Origin of the sequence: Variovorax sp. YR750, from assembly GCF_900109805.1 — a bacterium.
Lineage (GTDB): Bacteria > Pseudomonadota > Gammaproteobacteria > Burkholderiales > Burkholderiaceae_C > Variovorax > Variovorax gossypii.
Window position 1 is genome coordinate 262,119 of record NZ_FOBJ01000006.1, and the last position, 16,525, is coordinate 278,643.

The 16,525-nt window shown below is 69.1% G+C and carries 13 protein-coding genes; 7 read left to right on the forward strand and 6 right to left on the reverse strand.

Annotated features, from left to right (window positions below):
• Positions 1 to 24 precede the first annotated feature (24 nt).
• Entirely contained in the window at positions 25 to 855 is an 831-nt protein-coding gene (locus BMY35_RS14895) for an IclR family transcriptional regulator (protein ID WP_218152995.1), read from the reverse strand.
• Positions 856 to 1,028: 173 nt separating this feature from the next.
• Here BMY35_RS14895 and xsc point away from each other — a divergent pair, with 173 nt between their 5' ends.
• Both xsc and BMY35_RS14905 read left to right on the forward strand, forming a co-directional pair.
• Positions 1,029 to 2,852, forward strand: coding sequence for a sulfoacetaldehyde acetyltransferase (gene xsc / locus BMY35_RS14900; RefSeq protein ID WP_093200169.1), 1,824 nt, complete (start codon positions 1,029 to 1,031; stop codon positions 2,850 to 2,852).
• A gap of 14 nt (positions 2,853 to 2,866) precedes the next feature.
• Entirely contained in the window at positions 2,867 to 4,069 is a 1,203-nt protein-coding gene (locus BMY35_RS14905; protein ID WP_093200172.1) for an acetate/propionate family kinase, read from the forward strand.
• A 6-nt stretch (positions 4,070 to 4,075) separates the two neighbouring features.
• Here the strand turns inward: BMY35_RS14905 and BMY35_RS14910 are convergent, their stop codons facing one another.
• Positions 4,076 to 4,996, reverse strand: coding sequence for a LysR family transcriptional regulator (locus tag BMY35_RS14910; RefSeq protein ID WP_093200179.1), 921 nt, complete (start codon positions 4,994 to 4,996; stop codon positions 4,076 to 4,078).
• Positions 4,997 to 5,079: 83 nt separating this feature from the next.
• On the opposite strand from BMY35_RS14910, the gene BMY35_RS14915 reads away from it, so the two are divergent.
• The 3 genes from BMY35_RS14915 to BMY35_RS14925 all read left to right on the forward strand — a co-directional run bounded on the left by BMY35_RS14915 (position 5,080) and on the right by BMY35_RS14925 (position 9,813).
• The gene (locus BMY35_RS14915; protein WP_093200180.1) at positions 5,080 to 8,019 is read left to right on the forward strand and encodes a molybdopterin oxidoreductase family protein; all 2,940 of its coding nucleotides are present in this window, start codon (positions 5,080 to 5,082) and stop codon (positions 8,017 to 8,019) included.
• A gap of 110 nt (positions 8,020 to 8,129) precedes the next feature.
• Positions 8,130 to 8,873 (forward strand): 4Fe-4S dicluster domain-containing protein, encoded by a 744-nt coding sequence (locus BMY35_RS14920; RefSeq protein WP_256228476.1) that lies wholly within the window; start codon positions 8,130 to 8,132, stop codon positions 8,871 to 8,873.
• A 7-nt stretch (positions 8,874 to 8,880) separates the two neighbouring features.
• On the forward strand, positions 8,881 to 9,813 hold the full coding sequence (locus BMY35_RS14925) for a dimethyl sulfoxide reductase anchor subunit family protein (RefSeq protein ID WP_093200181.1): 933 nt from the start codon (positions 8,881 to 8,883) through the stop codon (positions 9,811 to 9,813).
• On the opposite strand, the gene BMY35_RS14930 is transcribed toward BMY35_RS14925, so the two are convergent.
• Positions 9,810 to 10,739, reverse strand: coding sequence for an SMP-30/gluconolactonase/LRE family protein (locus tag BMY35_RS14930; RefSeq protein WP_093200182.1), 930 nt, complete (start codon positions 10,737 to 10,739; stop codon positions 9,810 to 9,812). The genes BMY35_RS14925 and BMY35_RS14930 overlap by 4 nt on opposite strands.
• Before the next feature lie 73 nt (positions 10,740 to 10,812).
• Positions 10,813 to 11,958: a serine hydrolase domain-containing protein gene (locus tag BMY35_RS14935; protein WP_143080679.1), complete on the reverse strand. Its 1,146-nt coding sequence runs from the start codon at positions 11,956 to 11,958 to the stop codon at positions 10,813 to 10,815.
• Positions 11,959 to 12,101: 143 nt separating this feature from the next.
• Here BMY35_RS14935 and BMY35_RS14940 point away from each other — a divergent pair, with 143 nt between their 5' ends.
• Together BMY35_RS14940 and BMY35_RS14945 are read left to right on the forward strand one after the other, a co-directional pair.
• Positions 12,102 to 12,758, forward strand: a complete 657-nt coding sequence (locus tag BMY35_RS14940; protein ID WP_093200190.1) for a response regulator — start codon at positions 12,102 to 12,104, stop codon at positions 12,756 to 12,758.
• Positions 12,755 to 14,167: a HAMP domain-containing sensor histidine kinase gene (locus tag BMY35_RS14945; RefSeq protein WP_093200191.1), complete on the forward strand. Its 1,413-nt coding sequence runs from the start codon at positions 12,755 to 12,757 to the stop codon at positions 14,165 to 14,167. The genes BMY35_RS14940 and BMY35_RS14945 overlap by 4 nt, the downstream gene beginning before the upstream one ends.
• A gap of 24 nt (positions 14,168 to 14,191) precedes the next feature.
• On the opposite strand, the gene BMY35_RS14950 is transcribed toward BMY35_RS14945, so the two are convergent.
• Positions 14,192 to 15,022 carry a hypothetical protein gene (locus BMY35_RS14950; protein WP_093200192.1) on the reverse strand — a complete coding sequence of 277 codons (831 nt, stop codon included), beginning with the start codon at positions 15,020 to 15,022 and terminating at the stop codon, positions 14,192 to 14,194.
• A complete protein-coding gene (locus BMY35_RS14955; protein WP_218152996.1) occupies positions 15,019 to 16,395 on the reverse strand; it encodes a DUF2314 domain-containing protein in 1,377 nt (458 codons plus the stop codon). The genes BMY35_RS14950 and BMY35_RS14955 overlap by 4 nt, the downstream gene beginning before the upstream one ends.
• Positions 16,396 to 16,525: the final 130 nt, after the last annotated feature.

The window sequence follows — 16,525 nt, forward strand, 5'->3', positions numbered from 1 at the left end:
GCTCTCGGGAAATATGGGTTCGATTCAGGCCAGCGTGCGGTCGGAGGCCGCGTCGGCGTCGATGCGGCTGAGTGCCTGGGCCGCGCGCTGCAGCGCGGGCAGCAGCGTCTTCGCCTTGGCGGCGTCGAGCCGCATCACCGGCGCCTGCACCGCGATGCAGAGGTTGGAGGGTGCGTCGTCGCCCGAGGGCACCAGCGTGGCGATGCACAGCAGGCCGGGCAGGAACTCTTCGTGGTCGATGGCGTAGCCGTCCTTGCGCACGCGCTGTACTTCTTTTTCCAGCGCCTCGGGGTCGGTCAGCGTCCTTTGCGTGTACGGCTCCAGTGGCGCGTGCGACAGCAGCCGGCGGCGCTGCGCCGCGCTCATCTGCGAGAGAAAGATCTTGCCGCTGGCAGAGCAATGCACCGGCACGCGCGAGCCCGAGTGCAGGTAGAAGCGCAGCGGCGCGGCGGTTTCCACGCGGTCGAGGTAGACGACCTCGCTGCCCGAGAGGGCCGTGAGGTTGCAGCTTTCACCGATCTCCTCCACCAGCTGGCGCAGCACCGTGTGGCGCGCGCCGTGCAGGCTGTCGTTGAGCAGCAGGTTCTCGGCCAGCCGCCGCAGCCGCGTGCCGATGCCGTAGTGCCGGCCGTCGCCCTCGCGCTGCAGCAGGCCTGCGCCTTCGAGCTGCTGGAGCATCCGGTGCAGCGTGGGCTTGGGCAGGCCGGTTTCTTCCACCAGGCCCTGCAGCGAGTAGCGCTGGTCCTTCGCGGCCATGACTTCGAGCAGCGCGAACAGGCGCATGGTGGGCGAGTCGCCACCCGTGCCGGCCGGTTCCTGTTGTGCTTCCGGCGCGAGGCCTTTGACGATTTTCATGGCGCGGATCATATGCGTTTCACAAAAAAAAGAGACAAGACGTTCCGATTTTTGTAAATTGTTTGACGCAAGGCGGATGGCGTCCTATATTCCGCCGAAACGAATTCCGGAACAAGAAGTTCCGACTTTTCGCGCTTCAACCCACAGCCACATCCCTTCAGGAGACGCCTTCCATGAGCCAGAAGCAACCCGCCGCACCCACCCGCGAAGCCGTCAAGGGCGTGCAGAAGATGACGCCCTCCGAGGCCTTCGTCGAGACCATGGTCGCCAACGGCGTGACCGACATCTTCGGCATCATGGGCTCGGCCTTCATGGACGCGATGGACATCTTCGCGCCCGCCGGCATCCGCCTGATCCCGGTGGTGCACGAGCAGGGCGGCGCCCACATGGCCGACGGCTATGCGCGCGTGTCGGGCCGCCACGGCCTCGTCATCGGCCAGAACGGCCCCGGCATCAGCAACTGCGTGACGGCCGTCGCGGCCGCCTACTGGGCGCACAGCCCGGTCGTGATGATCACGCCGGAGACCGGCACCATGGGCATGGGCCTCGGCGGCTTCCAGGAGGCCAACCAGCTGCCGATGTTCCAGGAGTTCACCAAGTACCAGGGCCACGTGAACAACCCCAAGCGCATGGCCGAGTACACGGCGCGCTGCTTCGACCGCGCCATCTCCGAAATGGGGCCGACGCAGCTGAACATTCCGCGCGACTACTTCTACGGCGAGATCCAGTGCGAGATCCCGAAGCCGATGCGCGTGGAGCGCGGCGCGGGCGGCGAGAACAGCCTGAACGCGGCCGTCGAACTGCTGGCTTCGGCCAAGTTCCCGGTGATCCTCTCGGGCGGCGGCGTGGTCATGGGCGACGCGGTGGAAGAGTGCAAGGCACTCGCCGAGCGCCTGGGCGCGCCGGTGGCCAACGGCTACTTGCGCAACGACTCCTTCCCCGCGAGCCACCCGCTGTGGGCGGGCCCGCTGGGCTACCAGGGCTCCAAGGCCGCGATGAAGCTGATCGCGCAGGCCGACGTGGTGCTCGCGCTCGGCTCTCGCATGGGCCCCTTCGGCACGCTGCCGCAGCACGGCATGGATTACTGGCCCAAGGAGGCCAAGATCATCCAGGTCGAGGCCGACCACACCAACCTGGGCCTGGTGAAGAAGATCACCGTCGGCATCCACGGCGATGCCAAGGCCACCGCCAAGGAACTGCTCAAGCGCCTGCAGGGCAAGACGCTGGCCTGCGACGCCACCATGGCCGAGCGCGCCGACAAGATCAAGGCCGAGAAGGCCGCGTGGGAGAAAGAGCTCGACGAGTGGACCCACGAGCGCGACCAGTTCAGCCTCGACGCCATCGAGGAAGCCAAGGGCGAGAAGACGCCCACCGGCGGCAGCTACCTGCACCCGCGCCAGGTGCTGCGCGAGCTCGAGAAGGCCATGCCGCCGCGCGTGATGGTCTCGACCGACATCGGCAACATCAACGCCATCGCCAACAGCTACCTGCGCTTCGAGGAGCCGCGCAGCTTCTTCGCGCCGATGAGCTTCGGCAACTGCGGCTACTCGCTGCCCACCATGATCGGCGCCAAGTGCGCCGCGCCCGACCGCCCGGCCGTGGCCTATGCAGGCGACGGCGCCTGGGGCATGAGCATGGTCGAGATCATGACGGCGGTGCGCCACGACATCCCGGTGACGGCGGTGGTCTTCCACAACCGCCAGTGGGGCGCCGAGAAGAAGAACCAGGTCGACTTCTACAACCGCCGCTTCGTGGCCGGCGAACTCGAGAGCGAGAGCTTCGCGGGCATCGCCAGGGCCATGGGCGCCGAAGGCATCGTGGTCGACAGGCTGGAAGACGTGGGACCGGCGCTGAAGAAAGCCATCGACATGCAGATGAACGAGCGCAAGACCTGCGTGATCGAGATCATGTGCACCCGCGAGCTGGGCGACCCCTTCCGCCGCGATGCGCTGTCGAAGCCGGTACGATTCCTCGACAAGTACAAGGACTACGTCTGAACTCAAGCCACTCCATGACCGGTTCGCTGCTGACGCTCAACGCGGGCTCGTCTTCCATCAAGGTCGCGTTGTTCGACGCGACCGGCGATGGCGATGCCCCGCTGCCGGCGGCGCGCTGGTCGGGGCAGGCCGACGGGCTCGGCGCGGGCCTGAAGGCGCGGCTGCGCGTGCGCGACGCCGGTGGGCAGACGCTGCACGATACGCCGCTCGAAGGCGCGCAGGCCTCGCATCAGGGCGCGCTCGCGGCGCTGCTCGACTGGCATGCGAAGCAGTCGGCAGGAGGGCGCATCGCGGCAGTGGGCCATCGCATCGTGCATGGCGGCGCGGACTTCGTGGCGCCGGTGCGCATCGACGCGGCCGTGCTCGATGCGCTGGCGCGGCTGGAGCCGCTGGCACCGCTGCACCAGCCGCACAACCTTGCGGGCGTGCGCGCGGCGATGGCCGCCTTCGACGGCGTGCCGCAGGTGGCGTGCTTCGACACCGCCTTCCATGCGGTGCAGCCCGAGATCAACCGCCGCTTCGCGCTGCCGCGCGCGCTGCATGACGCGGGCGTGCGTCGCTACGGCTTCCATGGCCTTTCCTACGAGTCGATCGTCGCGCAGTTCGCGGGCATCGCGCCCGAGCTGGCGCAGCGGCGCGTGATCGTCGCGCACCTGGGCAACGGCGCTTCGATGTGCGCCATCGCGCAGGGCCGCTCGGTCGCGACGACCATGACTTTTTCTCCGCTCGACGGGCTCACGATGGGCACGCGCTGCGGCCATATTGACGCGGCCGTCGTGCTGTACCTGATGCGCTCGCAGGGCATGTCGGCCGACAGGGTCGAGGCGCTGCTGTTCCGCGAATCGGGGCTGCTCGGCATCTCGGGCGTGTCCAGCGACATGCGCGTGCTGGAGGCTTCCGCCGAGCCTGCCGCGGCGGAAGCCATCGGCCATTTCGCCGAGCAGGTGGTGCAGCACATGGGCAGCCTCGCGGCTGCACTGCGCGGCGTCGATGCCATCGTGTTCACCGGTGGCATCGGCGAGAACGGCGCCGCGCTGCGCGAACGCATCCTCGAAGACTGCGAATGGCTGGGCGTGAACGTCGATGCCGCCGCAAACCGAAGTGGCGCTGCACGGCTCACTACGGCGGAGAGCCCGGTGAGTGCATGGGTGCTGCGCACCGATGAAGAGGCCGTGATCGCGCGTCACACGGCGCGCGTGTTGCAAGCCGCCGGCTGAAGAGTCCTAGCGGCGCGGCACGATGGCGCCGCAGTGGCGCAGGAAGTCGGCCGTCGCGCGGCCCAGCAGCTTGTCGCGATGCATCACCGTCGCGAGCCGTCGTACGCCGGCCGGCAGGCGAGTGCGCAGCTCGACCAGATGCCCGTCTTCCAGCGCCTGCGCCACCGTGTAGCGCGAGAGGCACGCGAGCCCGGTGCCCGAGGCCACCACGCGCTTGATGGCTTCGGTGCTGCCCAGTTCGAAGCCCACGTGCACCTGCTCCAGGTTCTGGATCAACCACGCGTCCGTCACCTGCCGCGTGCCCGAGCCGTGCTCGCGCAGTACCCACGTCGCCTGCGACAGCTGCTTGTGCGTGGCGATGCGGCCCGCCAGTTCGTGGCTTGGCGCGGCGACGATCACGAGCTCGTCTTCGCGCCATGCGCGCACCACGAGGTCGGGGTGCGTCTGCGGGCCTTCGATGAACCCAACGTCGACATCGAAGCCCGCGACCGCCTCGATCACGTCGTGCGTGTTCGCGATGTGCAGGTGCACCTGGCTCTGCGGATGCTGCGCGGTCCAGGTCGAAACCCGCTCGGGCAGCAGGTATTCGCCGATGGTGAAACTGGCCGCTACGCGCAACGGCGCCGCATGCTCGCCGCTGAAGAGCGCCTCGACATCGGCAGCCTGGTCGAGCAGCGCCTGCGCCTTGGGCAGCAGCGCGCGGCCGTTCTCGTTGAGCACCAGCCGGCGGCCCAATCGGTCGAAGAGCTGTACGCCCACGGAAGACTCCAGGTCGGCCAGCGCGCTGCTTGCGGCCGACTGCGAGCGCGCGATGCGGTCGGCCGCGGCGCGGGTGCTGCCTTCGCGGGCGGTGGCGACGAACACTTCGAGCTGCCGCAGGTTGAGCCGCAGGCGCTGGCTGGAAGACTGATCTGTTTTTCCGGTCATGGTGAGCGATATTCTCTGCTTTTTCGTTTGATCGAGGCTGCATACCATCGAGCGGACCCCGCCTGAAAACAAAGGACCGCCAAGTGTTCAGCTTCCTGTCTCGCGAGCCCGTGCACGACCCGCTGGTCGCGCCCACGCCCACGGCCGACACCACGGTCAAGACCACCACCTGCTACATGTGCGCCTGCCGCTGCGGCATCCGCGTGCATCTGCGCGAGGGCGAGAAGGGCCCCGAGGTCCGCTACATCGACGGCAACCCGAACCACCCGCTGAACCAGGGCGTGATCTGCGCCAAGGGTTCCTCGGGGATCATGAAGCAGGTGTCTCCGGCGCGCATCACGCAGCCGCTGCTGCGCAAGGCCGGCAGCGAACGCGGCGCGGGCGAGTTCGAGCCGATCAGCTGGGAGCGCGCCTACGGCATCCTGACGGAACGCCTCGCGAAGATCCGCGCCACCGATCCGAAGAAGTTCGCGCTCTTCACCGGGCGCGACCAGATGCAGGCGCTCACGGGCCTCTTCGCTCGGCAGTTCGGTACGCCCAACTACGCGGCGCACGGTGGCTTCTGCTCGGTCAACATGGCCGCGGGAATGATCTACACCATCGGCGGCAGCTTCTGGGAGTTCGGTGGCCCCGACCTCGAGCGCGCCAAGCTCTTCGTGATGATCGGCACGGCCGAGGACCATCACAGCAACCCGATGAAGATCGCCATCAGCAAGTTCAAGCGGGCTGGCGGGCGCTTCATCTCCATCAACCCGGTGCGCACCGGCTATTCGGCGATCGCCGACGAGTGGATCCCGATCAAGCCCGGCACCGATGGCGCGCTGTTCATGGCGCTGCTGCACGAGCTGATCGGCAACGAGCTGGTGGATCACGCCTTCCTCAAGCGCTTCACCAACGCGCCGCAGCTCGTGGTGCTCGACGACTGCGAGCGCGAGGGCCTGTTCGCCTTCGATCCCGAGCGCGGCCCGCCGGGCGACGGCCGCAATCCGCACAACAAGCTGGTGTGGGACAAGGCCAGCGGCAGCGTGAAGCCCGCGTATCCCGAAGGCATCGCCGATGGCTGCGATCCGGCGCTCGAAGGCCATTACACGCTGGCCGACGGCACGCGCGTCGCGCCTTCGTTCCAGCTGCTGCGCGAACGCGTGGCGAGCTGCACGCCCGAGTGGGCGCAGGCCATCACCGGCATCGACGCGGCGCGCATCCGCAAGCTGGCGCGCGAGATGGGCGAGACGGCGCTGAAGCAGGCCTTCGAGATGCCGATCCCATGGACCGACGCGTGGGGAAAGAAGCATGAAACCACGCAGGCGCGGCCCGTGGCCTTCCATGCGATGCGCGGGCTGGCGGCGCATTCCAACGGCTTCCAGACGGTGCGTGCGCTGGCCGTGCTGATGAGCGTGCTCGGCACCATCGACGCACCGGGCGGCTTCAGGCACAAGGCGCCGTATCCGCGCCACATCGTGCCGAACTACAGGGCCTTCAACGACCCCGGCATGATCCAGCCGAACACGCCGCTCAACGCCGCGCCGCTGGGCTTTCCGGCCAGCCCCGACGAGCTGGCGATCAACCCCGATGGCTCGCCGATCCGCATCGACCACGCGTTCTCCTGGGAGCACCCTCTGTCGGCGCACGGGCTGATGCACAACGTGATCACCAACGCGGTGAAGGGCGACCCGTATCGCATCGACACGCTGCTGATCTTCATGGCCAACATGGCCTGGAACTCCAGCATGAACACGATGGCGGTGCGCGAGATGCTCAACCGCAAGGACGAGAAGGGCGAGCACATGATCCCCTTCCTGGTGGTGTGCGACGCCTTCCAGAGCGAGACAGTGGCATTCGCCGACCTCGTGCTGCCCGACACCACGTACCTGGAGCGGCACGACGTGATGGGCATGCTCGACCGGCCCATTTCCGAATTCGACGGGCCGGTGGATTCGGTGCGCATTCCGGTGGTGCCGCCCACGGGGCAATGCAAGCCGTTCCAGGAGGTGCTGATCGAGCTGGCCTCGCGGCTGAAGTTTCCGGCCTTCACCACGCCCGAGGGCGGGCGCAAGTACAGCGGGTATCCCGACTTCATCGTCAACTTCGAGCCGCAGCCGGGCATCGGTTTTCTCATGGGCTGGCGCGGCAAGGACGGCACCGAGCATCTGCGCGGCGCACCCAACCCGAAGCAGTGGGAGGCCTACGAGAAGAACAACTGCGTGTTCCAGTACCACATGCCCGAGACCATGCACTACATGCGCAACTGGAACCGGGAGTACCTCGACTTCGCGAAGGACAAGGGCTGGCGGCAGCGCAACGACCCGGTGCAGCTGGCGCTGTACTCCGACACGCTGCAGAGCTTCAGGCTCGCCGCGCAGGGCAAGAGCCCGGGGCGGCAGCCGCCCGATGCGCTGCGCGAGCGCATCGACACGTATTTCGATCCGCTGCCCTTCTGGTATCCGCCGCTCGAAGAGGCTGCGACCGATCTCGAGGCCTTTCCGCTCAACGCGCTCACGCAGCGGCCGATGGCCATGTACCACTCGTGGGACTCGCAGAACGCGTGGCTCAGGCAGATCCACAGCCACAACTACCTGCATGTGAACCCGGTGACCGCGCAGGCCGCGGGCATCGCCGACGGCGGCTGGTGCTGGGTCGAGAGCCGCTGGGGCAAGGTGCGCTGCATGCTGCGCCACAGCGAGGCGGTGGAGCCCGGCACGGTGTGGACCTGGAACGCCATCGGCAAGGCCGACGGCGCGTGGCAGCTCGCGCCGGGTGCGGACGAGGCGCGCAAGGGCTTCCTGCTGAACCACCTGATCAGCGAGGAGCTGCCCTGCGCAGGCACCGCGAGCGGGACCATCAGCAACTCCGATCCCGTGACCGGACAGGCCGGCTGGTACGACGTGCGCGTGCGCATACGGCCGGCCGAACCGGGCGAGCCTGAAGAGAGCTATCCGCAGATGGCGAGCATGCCGGCGGTGCCCGGCGTGCTGGGCAAGGCGGCGAGCGTGTTGACCTATTTTGCGGGGAGGGCGCGGAAATGATGCAGTGGTTGAAGGACCTGATGTCGTCGGCTCCGGTCTTGCCCCCTCTCCCGCTTGCGGGAGAGGGCTGGGGTGAGGGCGGCGACGCTGGAGTTGGCAGCCTTGGGGTGATGAAGGCTGTTGCACCCTCACCCCGACCCTCTCCCGCAAGCGGGAGAGGGAGCAACACAGCTACCCAGCGGGCCGAGCAGGGCGAGACGCTCGCCAAGCAGCTCGCGCTGGTCATCGACCTCAACGTCTGCGTCGGTTGCCATGCCTGCGTGACCTCGTGCAAGCAATGGAACACTTCCGGCAGCGCGGGACCGCTGGCCGACGAGCGGCCCTATGCCGCCAACCCCACCGGCACCTTCTTCAACCGCGTGCAGACCTACGAGGCCGGCGAGTTCCCGGTCACCGAGACCATCCACTTCCCCAAGAGCTGCCTGCATTGCGAAGACCCGCCCTGCGTTCCCGTGTGCCCCACGGGCGCGAGCTACAAGCGCAAGGAAGACGGCATCGTGCTGGTCGACTACGACAAGTGCATCGGCTGCAAGTACTGCGCGTGGGCCTGCCCCTACGGCGCGCGCGAGCTCGACGAGGAACGCCAGGTCATGACCAAGTGCACGCTTTGCGTGGACCGCATCCACGACGAGCAGTTGCCCAAGGAAGATCGCAAGCCTGCCTGCGTGAAGGCCTGCCCGACTGGCGCGCGGCTCTTCGGCGACGTGAAGGACCCGGACTCGGAAGTGTCGAAGGCGATCCGCGAGCGCGGCGGTTACCAGCTCATGCCCGAGTGGGAGACCAACCCGGCCAACCGCTACCTGCCGCGACGGATCACGTCGTCGACCCAGTCGCAGTCGCAGTCGCAGGAGTAGCAGCCGCATGCATCCCGCGTTCTCGATCCTTTTCTTCACCACGCTGGCCGGCGCCGCGCAGGGGCTGGTGTTCGCGCTCGCGCTGGCGGTGCTCTTCGGGCTCGAACTCGCGCCGGGCTTCCTGGGCGTGGCGCTGGGCGTGGCCGAGGTGCTGCTCGTCGCGGGCCTCGCTGCGTCGTTCATGCACCTGGGCCGCAAGACGCGCGCATGGCGCGCGGTGCTGATGTGGCGCACTTCGTGGATGTCGCGCGAGGTGATCGTGCTGCCGGCCTTCATCGCGCTGGTGGCGGTGTGGTGGCTGTCGCTGCGCTTCGGCGCCGGCGCGCCGTGGTCGTGGCTGCTGCCTTTGCTCGCGCTGTGCGGTGCCGTCGCGCTCTGGTACTGCACCGCGATGATCTACGCCTGCCTGCGCTTCATCGAGGAATGGGCGCACCCGCTGACCGTCGTCAACTTCACGCTGATCGGGCTGTCGTCGGGGCTGGTGCTGGCCTGCGCGATGGCGGCGCTGGCCGGCGAGGCGCGCTTCGTGCAGGTCTTCGGGCCCTGCGCGCTGATCGCCACGCTGGCTGCCTGGGCCGCGCGCGGCACGGCGCTCAGGCGCAATGCAGGCATTCGCCACAAGTCGACGCTGCAGTCCGCCACGGGCATCCGCACGCAGAAGCTGGTGCAGAAGTCGATGGGCATGTCTGCCGGCTCGTTCAACACGCGCGAGTTCTTCCATGGCGCGTCGCTGGCGGCGTTGAAGAACATGAAGTTGGGCTTCCAGCTGCTGGCCTTCGTGCTGCCCATGCTGTTGCTGGCGTGGGGCATTGCCGGCGCGGGCGTGCTTCCATGGCTGCTCGCGGCGCTGGTGCAGGCGCCGGGGCTGCTGGCCGAGCGCTGGTTCTTCTTCGCGCAGGCCCGGCATCCGCAGAACCTGTACTACCAGGTCGTTTCCTAGGCTTCGAAGTTCAGCGCGAGGCCGGGCGTCGGCCAGTCGTCGATGGCAATGAGCCGCCCGCTGCCAGAGAGCGTCACGTAGGCCGTGCGCCGCTCGCGCCCGCCGAAGCAGATGTTGGTGGTGTAGTGGTCGGGCAGCGGCACATGCTCGACCGTGCTTCCGTCGGGCGCCACGATGCTGATGCCGCCGTGCAGCAGCGTCGCCACGCAGAGGTTGCCCAGCGCGTCGACCGCCATCGAGTCGAAGCGCTGGTAGTGCCCGCCCGGCGAGGCGCAGAGCATGCGGCCACCGTGCGGCGAGGGCCAGCCGTCCTTGCGCACACGGCCCGGGGCGACGATGTCGAAGGCCCAGACGCGGGCGCCCTCGGTCTCGGCGTAGTAGAGCGTGCCGCCGTCGGGCGAAAGAGCGATGCCGTTGGGCGTCATCACCGGCCGCGCGATCACACTGGCGGCGCTGCCGTCGGCGTGGCCGTAGAACAGGCCGCCGCGGTCCATGTCGCGCTCCCGCACCTTGCCCAGGTCGGTGAAGTAGAAGCCGCCATGCGCGTCGAACACGATGTCGTTGGGGCCGCACAGCGCGCCGCCGTCGATCGTGTCGTACAGGCGCTCGGCGCGGCCGGTGGCGAGGTTCACGCGCTCGATGCGCCCGCCCGAATAGTCCTCGGCCTGCCCCACGGGCCGCAGGCAGCCGTCGGCCTCGGTGTGCCACCTGAAACCGCCGTTGTTGCAGACGTAGACGGCGCCATCGGGTCCGATGGCCGCGCCGTTCGGCCCGCCGCCAAGGTCGGCGACCACCTGCACGAGCCCGTCGGCGCGCACGCGGGTGAGCGTGCCGCGCGCGATCTCGACCAGCAGCACGGAGCCGTCGTCCATGGCGATCGGGCCTTCTGGAAACTGCAGGCCGGTGGCGAGTTCGCGGATGCGCATCGGAGGCTCCTCGGTGATCGGACGGGCCTCCAGTTTGCGCCAGATCGCTGCATCGCGTGGCGGCTTGCCCGAGTCAGCGCAGCAGCGCCTGAAGCCACTCGCTGCGCCGCAGCCGCATCACGAAGCTGCAGCGACTGAGCCTGCAGCGCAGCTGTGCGAAGAGCGGCTTTGCGGTGGGCGTGTCGCTGCCCAGGCCGGCCATGAGCCGGTCCAGCACGGCGGAGGCGCGCGTGCCGTCGCCGCCCTGGCTTGCAAGCGACAGCGCGAAGCTCGCGTTGCGGCCGTCGGTGTCGATGATGGCGTCGGACTGCGCCTCGGCCAGCGAGGCTTCGGCGTTGGCGTTGGCGTTGGCGTTGCCGCGCGCATGGCGCAGCACCGGGCGCCCCTGGACGAGCGCGCCCGTCCATCCGAGCGCGTAGCTGCCGGGCGAGAGGCCGCGCAGGCGCTCCACGTAGCCGAAGGGCAGGGGCGTCTCGTCGCCCTGCAACGCGTGCAGGTGCCAGCGCAGCCAGCCCGCGTAGTTCGACGCCGTGGTGGTGAAGCGGCCGGCCGGCATGATCGCGTCGAGCCAGGCCTGCGGGCTCGCCGGGCCGCGTGCGTCGGCTTCGCGCCATGCGCCGGCGATGCCGAGCGGACGGGCCAGTTCCTGCTCGAACATCGCGCGGTAGCTCAGGCCGGTCGCGCGCTCCATCATCGTGGTCGCGAGCGCGTAGCCCGCGTTCGAATACAGGAAGCCGGTGTTGCCCGCCGCGGGCGGCTGCCGCACCAGCCAGCGCGCGAAGAAGAGACGGCGCCCGGCGTCGGTCGTGGGCAGCGCGCCGGCCGGCACGGCCTCGGGAAGAACGGCCAGGAAGCGGCGGAATTCGTCTTCGGTGGTGAAGGCCGGCAGTCCGGCGCGGTGCGCGAGCAGGTCTTCGAGCGTCACGTTGCGGTAGGCCGGAAGCATCATGCGCCGCAGCTCGGGCAGGGCCTCGGCGATGCGCGTGTTCCAGCGCAGCGCGCCGCGCTCGACCAGGCGCGCGGCGATCACGGCCGTCATCGCCTTCGCGTCGGCCCCGATGGGAAACAGCGCCCTGGCACCGGCCCCGCCGAATTCGCCGTCCGCCAGCGTGACGCGGCCCGTCACCGCGTCGGCACGCTGTTGCGGGCCAGGGCCTGCCGGCTGCGAGCCGGCATCGTGGTTGCCGCATCCCGACAGGAGTGCGGCGGCGAGGAGCATGGTTGCGAGGGTGATGTTCACTCTGTGCGACTCCGGAATGCTCAGGGGGCTCGGGAAAATCGTGGGCTCGGAACGAAGAGCGAAGCATTGTTCTTCGCCGAACCTTTGGCAATGCTTAAGGTTCCCGCCGGAAAATCCGGCCAATGCACCTCCTGCTCATCGAAGACGACCTGGACCTGGGCCGCGCCCTCTCGCAGGCCCTGAAGGCCGAGGGCTTCAGCATCGAGTGGCTGCGCCGCATCGCCGACGCCCCGCGCTCCTTCGAGGGCGACGCCTGCGGCTGCGTGCTGCTCGACGTGAGCCTGCCCGACGGCTCGGGCCTGCAGCTGCTCTCGCGCTGGCGCCGTTCGGGCGTGACGGTGCCCATCGTGGTCATCACCGCGCGTTCCGCGCTGGAAGACCGGTTGGCAGGCCTCGACGGCGGCGCCGACGACTACGTGGTGAAGCCCTTCGCCACGCCCGAGCTGGTGGCGCGCATCCACGCAGTGCGCCGGCGCTATGCGCACCAGGCGAGCGACGTGTGGTCCTTCGGCGAGCTCGAGATCGAGCCGCGCAGCCATGTGGCGCGGCTCGGCGGCGCCACGCTCGACCTGTCTCCACGCGAGTTCCAGCTGGTGCTGGAGCTCGCCCGCGAGCCCGGCGCGGTGATCCCCAAGGGCACGCTCTCGCAGCGGCTCGATCCGCTGGGCGAGCCGGTGGATTTCGGCGCGATCGAGGTGCATGTGTCGAACCTGCGCCGCAAGATCGGCGCGGAGCGGATCAAGACAGTGCGCGGCGTCGGCTACATGCTCGCGCCATGATGTGGCTGTTTCGTCGCAGCCTGGTGCGGCGCGTGGCGCTGTCGCTGCTGCTCGCATTCACGCTGGCCTGGGTCGCGCTGGTCGTCTACATGTACCTGAGCTTCAGCTGGACCATGAACACCGACTCCAGCGTGGTTCGCGCCGGCCGGGAGATCAACGCCGGGCTGGCCGACATCGAGAACGAGGAGGTCGCCGCCGGCGTGATGGACACGATGGGGCGGATCATCAACGAGCTGCGCCGCAGCGAAGGCGGCCTTCCGGGCAACGTGGTTTTCCAGCTGAAGAACCGCGAAGGTCGGCTGCTGTACGTTTCCCCCGAGATCAAGGGCTTCGCGCTGCGCGGCGAGCCCGACAAGATGGTGGACGTGACGCTGGGCGGCCAGCGCTACTGGCTCTACGAAGGCAGCAGCCCTCGCTGGCAGGTGTGGCTGGGCGAGCCGCACTCGGGCATTCCGTGGCTGATCGGCCTGTTCGGCAGCTCGCTCTTCATGCCCTTCCTGATCGCCTTTCCGTTCGTGCTGGCGCCGGTGTGGATCGCCGCGGCGCAGGGCATCAAGCCGCTGCGCCTGCTCGGCGAGCGCATCCAGATGCGCGGCGCGGAAGACCTGTCGCCGCTGGGCGTCGACCCGAAGTACGCCGAGCTCAAGCCGCTGGTGAAGGCACTGGAAGACCTGCTCGCGCAGCTGCGGGGAAAGGTCGAACGCGAGCGCTCGTTCGTGAACGATGCGGCGCACGAGCTGCGCACGCCGCTCGCGGTGATCGGCGCGCAGGCCCACGTGCTCTCGCGCTCCACCGATCCGCAGGAGCGGCAGGAGGCGGCGCAGCACCTGGCGCATGCCATAGCGCGCGGATCGCACCTGATCCAGCAGCTGCTCGAACTGGCCACCATGGACGGCGCGGAGCGCCCCGCGACGCAGTACATCGACGTCGCCGAACTGACGCGGCGGCACCTCGCGCAGGCGTCGAAAGACGCAGACCACCGGCGGCTGGAGCTGATCCTCGAAGCCCCGGACAGCCTCGTCTTCGAGCTGGCGGTGCCGCTTTTCGAGTCGGTGCTGCGCAACCTGCTGGACAACGCGGTGAAGTACGTCGAGGCCGGCGGCCAGGTCGTGGTGACGCTGCGGCGCGATGCGCGGGAGCTGGTGCTCTCCGTGATCGACAGCGGACCGGGCATTCCGCCCGAGGAGCATGAGCTGGTGTTCGAGCGCTTCCATCGCGGCTCGGGCACCCTGGCGCAGGGCACGGGGCTGGGCCTCTCGATCGCGCGCCAGGCCTGCCAGCGCATGGGCGGGACCATCGGGCTCGCGCAGGCGCCGGGCGGGAGCGGGTGCGCCTTCACGGTCGTCATTCCGACCGGGCCGGTTTCCATGGCGGCGTCCGCGACAGCGCGTCCGTCGCGCTGCGGATGAGGCGACGAGGAAGACGCTTGTCGGCTAGCCGGCGGCGGGCTCGCGTACCGCGGCCCGCGCCAGCCGCCATGCGATGAACAGGAAGGCCAGCGGCAGCACCACCGTCTGCAGCACGAACAGGGCGATCAACTTCACGATGCGCTCGGCCCAGTCGGAGGCCGACTTCAGGATCTGGTCGTAGGTGGCCTTCAGGTCCGGCAGCTTCGGCAGCCAGCGCTCGATGCGCTCGCGCCAGCCTTCTCCCTGCGCGGCGGGAGGCTCGCGCGTGGCGTCGGTCACGGCGCCGGGCGACTTCTCGATGCCCGAGAGCGCGGCCTGGTACTCGTTCGCCATGAACACGCGGTAGATGCCCTCGTTGGCCACCGCGCTCAGCGGTACCGCGAAGCGCACCAGCAGCAGCCCGATCAGCGCCGACTGCAGCCAGCGCGGCGAGCTGCCGCGCCGCCAGCGCACGGCGATCCAGACCAGCGCCACGATGCTGACCAGCCACGACATCAGCTGATGCGCGCCGATGTTCAGCAGCACCAGCTGGATGCCGAAGGACACGCTGGCCGCCAGCATGACGGCCGCGAACTGTTCGATGAGCTCGTTGAGCGGCTTCAGCGCCTGCCCCGGCGCGAAGCTCACGCCGACCCCGCCCGGGGTGGCGTCGACCTGCGTGCCCTGCGCCACCGACACCACCGCGCCCAATGCGCGCGCCGCGGCGAAGGTGGTCAGCGCGCGCTTCAGGCCGTCGTTGACCTGCTCGCGCGCCGGCGCGTCGATGGGGGCGACCCAGCAGCCGACCAGCACGAGGATGGCGACGAGCAGGAGGTAGGCGCGCCGCAGGCCGAGGCTCTTCGCCACGTCGCTCATTTCTTCGCGCCCTGCATGCGCTCGATGATCCGGGAGGTCTCGTTGCCTTCTTCGCGGCCATCGGCGTGGCGGCGCATGTAGTCGAACACCTTGGCCTGCGAGACCTTCACCATCTGGCCGGCGTGCAGGCCCGGAACGTCGACGGGCTCGTTCTTCAGCAGGCCCTCGATGGCATCGCCGTTCCAGCGCGCAACCTCGACCCACATCCATTCGTTGCCGCCCTCGCGCGTGGTGAACGGTGCCTTCACGAGTATGTATTCGCCCGGCTGCAGGCCCTTGGCGAAGGCGTCGCGCAGCCTGGGCAGTTGCGCGACAGCCTTCTTGCTGGCGTCGAGCAGTTCGTCGTTGTGCCTGAGCCGGGTGACGCCGTCTTCGTCGGCGCCGAAGGCGGCGGTGAGCAGGGCGGTCTGCTGGGCGTAGCGGTCGGGCCCCTTGTAGCGGTCGAAGCGGATCTCGTACAGCCGGTTCTGCGGGTCGCCGTTTTCCCAGGTGCCGTTGACCAGCGAGAGCCGGGCCACCGCGGCGGCGTTGGGCTTCAGGTTCGCGAGCATGGGGTCGCGCGCCGCCGCGTGCTTCAGCGCGCGCAGGTCCAGGTCGTACTGGCCGGGCCGCGCCAGCGTGGCGCCCTCGACCATCGCCTGCGAGAAGCCGTTGACGAGGTTGCCCATCGGCCGGTTGCTCGACCACGAGAAATCGCTCACCACCACGTCGGGCAGGCCGAACTTCGCCATGCCGAGCGTGATGGCCCGCACGAGGTCGCCGCTGCGGTAGGCGTGGATGGTCGTGTGCCGCGCCACATCGGGCACGCCGCCGGCCCAGGTGTCGATGCGGCGCTTCTGCCATTCGTCGGGCGTGAAGACCTCGCGCGTCTCCTCGTCCCACAGCAGGCCGTTGGTGTCGCGTGCGACCTGCAGCGTGACCTGCAGCGCCTTCTGCATGGCCAGCGAAGACTGCTGCGCCGGATGCGCGAAGTCGAGGATCAGCGCCTTGTCGGCCTTCTGAAGCGCTTCCGCCTGTTCGCGCGAGATGCCGCGGCCGAAGCGCTGCAGCATCTCCATGCTCGGCGCGCGGTACTCCTTCAACACCGTGGTGGTGTTCCAGTTCGCGAAGACCACCGGGGCGGTGACGAAGGCGGGGGCCGGCATGGCCGCAAGGAGCTTCGGCCCGCCGCTCGTCTTGCCGAGCGCGCCGCGCAGCGCGCCCATCGGATCGGTTGCCGGGTTGCCTGCGTAGTAGATGGCGAACTGGAAGTGGATGGGGCTGGCCTGTTGCGGCGAGCCCGCGGGTACCGGGGCGCCGGGCACGGCCTTGGCGGTGCTCTGCGCCGCGGCGGGCGGCGTGGCTGGCGTCGCCGCGAGGGACGCGGTGCCCATCGGGACGACGAACGCGGCGAGGAGTGCGAGTCGATGCGGAAAAGTCTTCGGCAAGGTCATGGGCGTGGAGTCGTCATGGCTGCGGAGCGGTCATTCTCCATGCAGTCCATGCAGTCCATGCAGTCCATGC

Coding starts and splice junctions, on each gene's coding strand:
- BMY35_RS14910 (WP_093200179.1), bottom strand. CDS start 4,996: ATGACCGGAAAAACAGATCAGTCTTCCAGCCAGCGCCTGCGGCTCAAC.
- BMY35_RS14950 (WP_093200192.1), bottom strand. CDS start 15,022: ATGAGCGACGTGGCGAAGAGCCTCGGCCTGCGGCGCGCCTACCTCCTG.
- BMY35_RS14940 (WP_093200190.1), top strand. CDS start 12,102: ATGCACCTCCTGCTCATCGAAGACGACCTGGACCTGGGCCGCGCCCTC.
- BMY35_RS14925 (WP_093200181.1), top strand. CDS start 8,881: ATGCATCCCGCGTTCTCGATCCTTTTCTTCACCACGCTGGCCGGCGCC.
- BMY35_RS14955 (WP_218152996.1), bottom strand. CDS start 16,395: ATGGGCACCGCGTCCCTCGCGGCGACGCCAGCCACGCCGCCCGCCGCG.
- BMY35_RS14920 (WP_256228476.1), top strand. CDS start 8,130: ATGAAGGCTGTTGCACCCTCACCCCGACCCTCTCCCGCAAGCGGGAGA.
- BMY35_RS14930 (WP_093200182.1), bottom strand. CDS start 10,739: ATGCGCATCCGCGAACTCGCCACCGGCCTGCAGTTTCCAGAAGGCCCG.
- BMY35_RS14905 (WP_093200172.1), top strand. CDS start 2,867: ATGACCGGTTCGCTGCTGACGCTCAACGCGGGCTCGTCTTCCATCAAG.
- BMY35_RS14895 (WP_218152995.1), bottom strand. CDS start 855: ATGAAAATCGTCAAAGGCCTCGCGCCGGAAGCACAACAGGAACCGGCC.
- BMY35_RS14945 (WP_093200191.1), top strand. CDS start 12,755: ATGATGTGGCTGTTTCGTCGCAGCCTGGTGCGGCGCGTGGCGCTGTCG.
- BMY35_RS14935 (WP_143080679.1), bottom strand. CDS start 11,958: ATGCTCCTCGCCGCCGCACTCCTGTCGGGATGCGGCAACCACGATGCC.
- xsc (WP_093200169.1), top strand. CDS start 1,029: ATGAGCCAGAAGCAACCCGCCGCACCCACCCGCGAAGCCGTCAAGGGC.